At 74.2% G+C, this 5420-nt stretch carries 5 protein-coding genes; all 5 read right to left on the reverse strand.

The window, feature by feature from the left end; translation table 11 throughout:
- Positions 1-324 (reverse strand): PIG-L deacetylase family protein (locus tag DVA66_RS16635; RefSeq protein WP_232822023.1); only part of this gene is annotated, 324 nt, incomplete at its 3' end.
- Complete coding sequence (locus DVA66_RS16640) at positions 321-1517, reverse strand: glycosyltransferase (RefSeq protein ID WP_232822024.1); 1197 nt, start codon at positions 1515-1517, stop codon at positions 321-323. The genes DVA66_RS16640 and DVA66_RS16635, both read right to left, overlap by 4 nt.
- A gap of 31 nt (positions 1518-1548) precedes the next feature.
- Positions 1549-4077 (reverse strand): leucine--tRNA ligase, encoded by a 2529-nt coding sequence (leuS, locus tag DVA66_RS16645; RefSeq protein WP_114561074.1) that lies wholly within the window; start codon positions 4075-4077, stop codon positions 1549-1551.
- A gap of 153 nt (positions 4078-4230) precedes the next feature.
- The gene (locus DVA66_RS16650; protein WP_114561075.1) at positions 4231-5199 is read right to left on the reverse strand and encodes a PfkB family carbohydrate kinase; all 969 of its coding nucleotides are present in this window, start codon (positions 5197-5199) and stop codon (positions 4231-4233) included.
- A 10-nt stretch (positions 5200-5209) separates the two neighbouring features.
- The coding region (locus DVA66_RS16655) for a hypothetical protein (protein WP_232822025.1) at positions 5210-5420 on the reverse strand (211 nt) is incomplete at its 5' end.

Here is a 5420-nt window from a genome sequence, read left to right on the forward strand (position 1 = left end):
CGCCGACCCGCCCGGCACCCGGGCCGGCGGCTGGCCGAGGAAGGCCGAGCGCTGCACACCGAGCGCGGCGAGCGCCCCGGCGAGCTCGGCCTCCCGCGCGCGGGAGAGCTCGGGGCTGCCCTCCGCCGCGTCGACGGTGCCGGGCACGATCTCGCCCTGCTCACCGCGGGTGGCGGTGAGCACGGCGACCTCGCGGCCCCGTGCGACCAGCTCGGCGATGAGGGCGCCCGTGGCCAGCGTCTCGTCGTCGGGGTGGGCGTGCACCAGCAGGCTGGACGTCATGCCCTCGAGCAGCGAACCGCCGCCGGGGTGCGGGCCCGTCACGAGAGCACCCGCTCGTAGGCCTCGACCAGCAGCTGCCCGGCCAGCTCGGGGGTGAACCGCTCGGCGTGCTCCCGGGCGGCGACGCTCATCGGTCCGCGCTCGCCCGGGGAGAGCACCCGGTCGACCGCGCGGGCCCAGTCGGCCGGTTCGCGGCTGGAGACCAGCAGCCCGGTGACGCCGTCGATGACGGCCTCCCGCAGCCCGCCGGCGTTGTTCGCCACCACCGGGGTGCCGCTGGCCGCGGCCTCCAGCGCCACCAGCCCGAAGGTCTCCGACCACGACGGCACCAGCAGCGCCCGGGCGCCGCGGAACAGCTCGGCCAGCTGCTGGCGGCTCTGCGGCCCGCGGAAGCTCACCCAGTCCTGCAGACCGTGCTCGGCCACGACCCGCTCCACCTCCGCGCGGTAGCGCAGGAAGTCCGGCGACACCCCGCCGACCAGCACCAGGTGCGGACGCCGGTCGCGGGGCAGCCCGGCCATCGCCGCGATGGCCAGGTCGGGCGCCTTGAGCGGCTGCAGCCGGGCGGCGAAGACGACGTAGCCGCGGCCGAGCCCGCCCCCGGTGGGCGGGTCGGCGTCGGTGATGTCATCGGCCGGCGGGTGGAACAGCTCGAGGTCGACCCCCGGCGGGACGACGACCACCCGCTCGGGGTCGGCGTCGCAGCGCTCCAGCACGGTGGCCGCCTCGGCCCGGCTGATCGCCACCACCAGGTCCGAGGCCTGCGCGAGCAGCTTCTCCCCCGCCACCCGCTCCTCGGTCTCGGCCGGCTCACCCTCGGCGAGGGTGCGCCCCAGCGGGACGGCCAGGGAGTGGTAGCTCTGCACGTGCGGCACGCCCATGCGCTGCGCCCACCCGAGCGCGGCCATCCCCGACATCCAGTGCTGGGAGTGCACCAGGTCGTAGCCGTCGAGGTGCTCCAGCTGGGCGGCGAAGGCGTCGATGTGGTCGGAGACCGCGCTCTTGGCCACCACCTCCACCGGCCCGGCGGTGATCTGGCGCAGGGTCACCCCGGGCGCCAGCTCGCTGACCTCCGGGACGTCGGCGGAGGTGCGGCGGGTGAGGAACTCGACCCGGTGCCCCAGCTGGGCCAGCGCGTCGGCCTGCATCCGCTCGACCACGTTCATCCCGCCCGCATCACCCTCCCCCGGCAGATCGGCGGGGGAGGTGTGCAGGGAGATCATCGCGATGTGCACTCAGCAGCCCTTCGGGTCGGGGAGGTACGGCTCAGGCCGGGACGATGCTGACCAGCTTCGGCGCACGGACGATCACCTTGCCGACCGCCTGGCCGGCCAGCGCCCGCTGCACGCCGGGGTCGGCCAGTGCCAGCTCCCGCAGCTCGTCCTCACCGATCGTGGGCGGCACCTGCAGGCGTCCGCGCACCTTGCCCTTGACCTGCACCACGCAGGTGACCGACTCGGCCACCAGCAGCGCGGGGTCGGCCACCGGCCAGGCGGCCTCGGCCACCGACGGCTCGTGGCCCAGCAGCTCCCACATCTCCTCGGCCACGTAGGGCGCGACCAGGCTCAGCACCACGGTCACCACCTCGGCGGCCTCGCGCACCGCCGGGTCGGCGGCACCGGGGCCGGAGTCGATGGCCTTGCGGGTGGCGTTGACCAGCTCCATCACGCGGGCGACCACCACGTTGAAGCGCTGGTCCTCCAGCAGCATGGTGACCTCGGCGACGCACCGGTGGGTGGTGCGGCGCAGGTCCAGGTCACCGCCGACCGGGTCCGTGCCGGGCTCGCTGGCGACGTCGTCGGCCAGCCGGTAGGCCCGCTGCAGGAACTTCAGCGAACCCGCCGGGGACACGTCGGCCCAGTCGATGTCGTCCTCCGGCGGTCCGGCGAAGACGACGGTGGTGCGGATGGCGTCCACCCCGTACTGGTCGATCTGGGCGCCCAGGTCGACCCCGTTGCCCAGCGACTTGCTCATCGCCTTGCCCTGGTTGATCACCTGGCCCTGGTTCAGCAGCCGGCGCATCGGCTCCTCGAAGTCGACCAGACCCATGTCGTGCAGCACCTTGGTGAAGAAGCGCATGTACAGCAGGTGCAGGATCGCGTGCTCGACGCCGCCGACGTACTGGGCGACCGGCATCCAGCGGCGGACGTCCTCGGGGTCGAACGGACCGCCCTCGTAGCCGGGCGAGCAGTAGCGAAAGAAGTACCAGGACGAGTCCACGAAGGTGTCCATGGTGTCGGTGTCGCGGTTGGCGGACCCGCCGCAGGACGGGCACTCCACCTGCACCCAGTCGGTGGCGGCGGCCAGCGGGCTGGTGCCCTTCGGCGCCAGGTCGGCCCCGCGCAGGTCGGGCAGCCGCACCGGCAGCTGGTCGTCGGGCACCGGCACCTCACCGCAGGAGGGGCAGTGGATGATCGGGATCGGGCAGCCCCAGAACCGCTGCCGGCTCAGCAGCCAGTCCCGCAGCCGGTAGGTCACCGCGCCCTCGCCGCGGCCGTCGGCCTCCAGCCGCTCGACGATGGTCCGGACGCCGGTGGCCTTGTCGCTCAGCCCCTCCAGCAGCGGCGAGGCGACGTAGCGGCCGTCGCCGGCGGTGGCCACCCCGGTCACCGCCGGGTCCTCCGCACCGGTGTCGACGACCACCCGCACGGGCAGGTCGAAGGTGCGGGCGAAGTCCAGGTCGCGCTGGTCGTGGGCCGGGACGGCCATCACCGCGCCGGTGCCGTAGTCGGCCAGCACGTAGTCGGCGGCCCAGACCGGGATCCGCTCGTCGTTGACCGGGTTGACCGCGTGCACGCCCAGGAACACACCGGTCTTGGGCCGCTCGGTGGACTGCCGCTCGATCTCGGAGGCCTGCTGGGTGCGCTCGACGTAGGCCTCCAGCTCGCCGCGCCGGCTCTCGTCGACCAGCTCCGCGGCCAGGTCGGACTCCGGTGCCACCAGGAAGAAGGTCGCCCCGTACAGGGTGTCGGGACGGGTGGTGAAGACCCGCACCGGCGTGCTGCGCCGGGTGCCGTCGGCCCGCTCGATGTCGAAGTCGACGTAGGCGCCCTCGGAGCGGCCGATCCAGTTGCGCTGCATGGTCAGTACGCGCTCGGGCCAGCCGCCCTCCAGCGAGGCCATGTCGTCCAGCAGCCGGTCGGCGTACTCGGTGATCTTGTAGTACCACTGGTTCAGCCGGCGCTTGGTGACGACGGAGCCGCAGCGCTCGCACAGCCCCTGCACCACCTGCTCGTTGGCCAGCACGGTCTGGTCGGTGGGGCACCAGTTGACGAAGCTGTCCTTGCGGTAGGCCAGCCCGCGCTCGCGGAAGCGCAGGAACAGCCACTGCGTCCAGCGGTAGTACTCCGGGTCGGAGGTGTGCAGCCGCCGCGACCAGTCCAGGCTCAGCCCGTAGCGCTTGAACGAGCGGGCCTGGGTCTCGATGTTGGCGTAGGTCCAGTCGGCGGGGTGCGACCCGCGCTGGATGGCGGCGTTCTCGGCCGGCAGCCCGAAGGAGTCCCAGCCGATCGGGTGCATGACGTCGTAGCCCTGCAGCTTCAGCCGGCGGGCCACCACGTCACCCATGACGAAGGCCTCCGCGTGACCCATGTGCAGGTCGCCGGAGGGGTAGGGGAACATGTCGAGCACGTAGCGGCGCTCGCGGCTGCCGTCGTCGGCCGGGGCGAAGGTGCCGTGCTCGGCCCAGTAGGCCTGCCAGCGCTCCTGCGCTGCGGCCGCGTCGTAGACCCGGCGCTCGGTCTGCTCGGTCACGTCAGTCCTCCTCGGTGGTGCGGTGCGGGGCAGCAGGGGCATGAAAAAGCCCCTCGTCGGTGCCGCTGGGCACGAGGGGCAGCCGCCGGGTGGTCGACCCGACGGCTAGGGAAGCCGGAGCTGCTGGTTGCGCACCCGTCCATCCTAGCCCCAGCGGACGGACCGGGCGCGCGGCCGACCGCTCCCCGGGCGCCGTCAGCCCGCGGCGTCCAGGAGGGCGCGGACCTCGGTCAGGGTGGGCGGCTGGGCGCCCTGCCGTCCGCAGACGATGGCCGAGGCGGCCGCCCCCTGCCGCAGCGCGGCGCGCACGGTCTCCTCAGGATCGCCGTCGGCACCGGCCCAGGCGGCCAGGAAGCCGGCCATGAAGGTGTCCCCCGCGCCCACGGTGTCCTCGACCTCGACGCGGTGCCCGGGGACGCGCACCACGGTGCCGTCGGCCAGCACGGCGAGCGCGCCGTCGGGGCCGAGGGTGAGCACGAACAGTCCGAGCCCGAAGCGCTGCACCCACCGGGTGACCAGCGCCACCGGGTCGGCGGACGGGTCGGCGCCCGCGTCGGCGGCCCGGGCCAGGAAGAGCACGTCGTCGTCGCTGGCCTTCGCCACCCCGCCGCGGCGGCCGACCACGGCCAGGTAGGGCTCGACCCGGCGCCAGTACTCGTCGGGGTCGGCGACGACGGCGCTGCGCACGTTGAGGTCGACCGAGGTCCGGGCCGGGCAGTCGCGGACCCACTCCAGGAACGTGGTCGCCCCCGGCTCGACCACCAGGAGCATCGAGCCGAAGTGCAGCCAGTCGTCCGCACCGAGCGCAGGCAGCTCGCCGGGACGCCAGCCGAAGGTGGCGGTGCGCTCGGTGTGGAAGGCGTAGCTGGCCTTGCCGTGGGCGTCCAGGCTGACGACGGCCACCGCGGTCGGGGCGTCGACGGTGACGGCGTCGTCGAGGCCGACCCCGTCCGCCTCGAGGTGTGCGCGGAGCTGGGTGCCGAACCGGTCGGTGGACATCCGGCCCAGGAACTGCACGTCCTGCTCCAGCCGGGCCAGCGCGACCGCGCTGTTCATCGGGCCGCCGGCCGACAGCGCCTGCCAGGTGCTGCGGAAGGACGAGTCGGACGGCTCCGGCACGCTGGCGAGATCGATCAGGGCCTCACCGCAGACGACGAACCTCATGGCGGGCAACCTAGCGTGCCGCCGCCCGTCGTCCGGCCAGGAACGCCACGGCGACACCGGCCACCGCGACCAGGGCCGCCACGCCGACCGGGGTGGACGCCGGCTCCCCGGTCAGCCGGTCGAGCGCCAGCCAGCCCAGCGCCCAGACCGCGCCGACGGCGACGGCGAGCCGTCCCCGGAGCCGGAGCAGGGCCGCGGCGAGCACCATCAGCGCCAGCGCC

The sequence above is a fragment of the Desertihabitans aurantiacus genome (genome assembly GCF_003344635.1).
Taxonomy (GTDB): domain Bacteria; phylum Actinomycetota; class Actinomycetes; order Propionibacteriales; family Propionibacteriaceae; genus Desertihabitans; species Desertihabitans aurantiacus.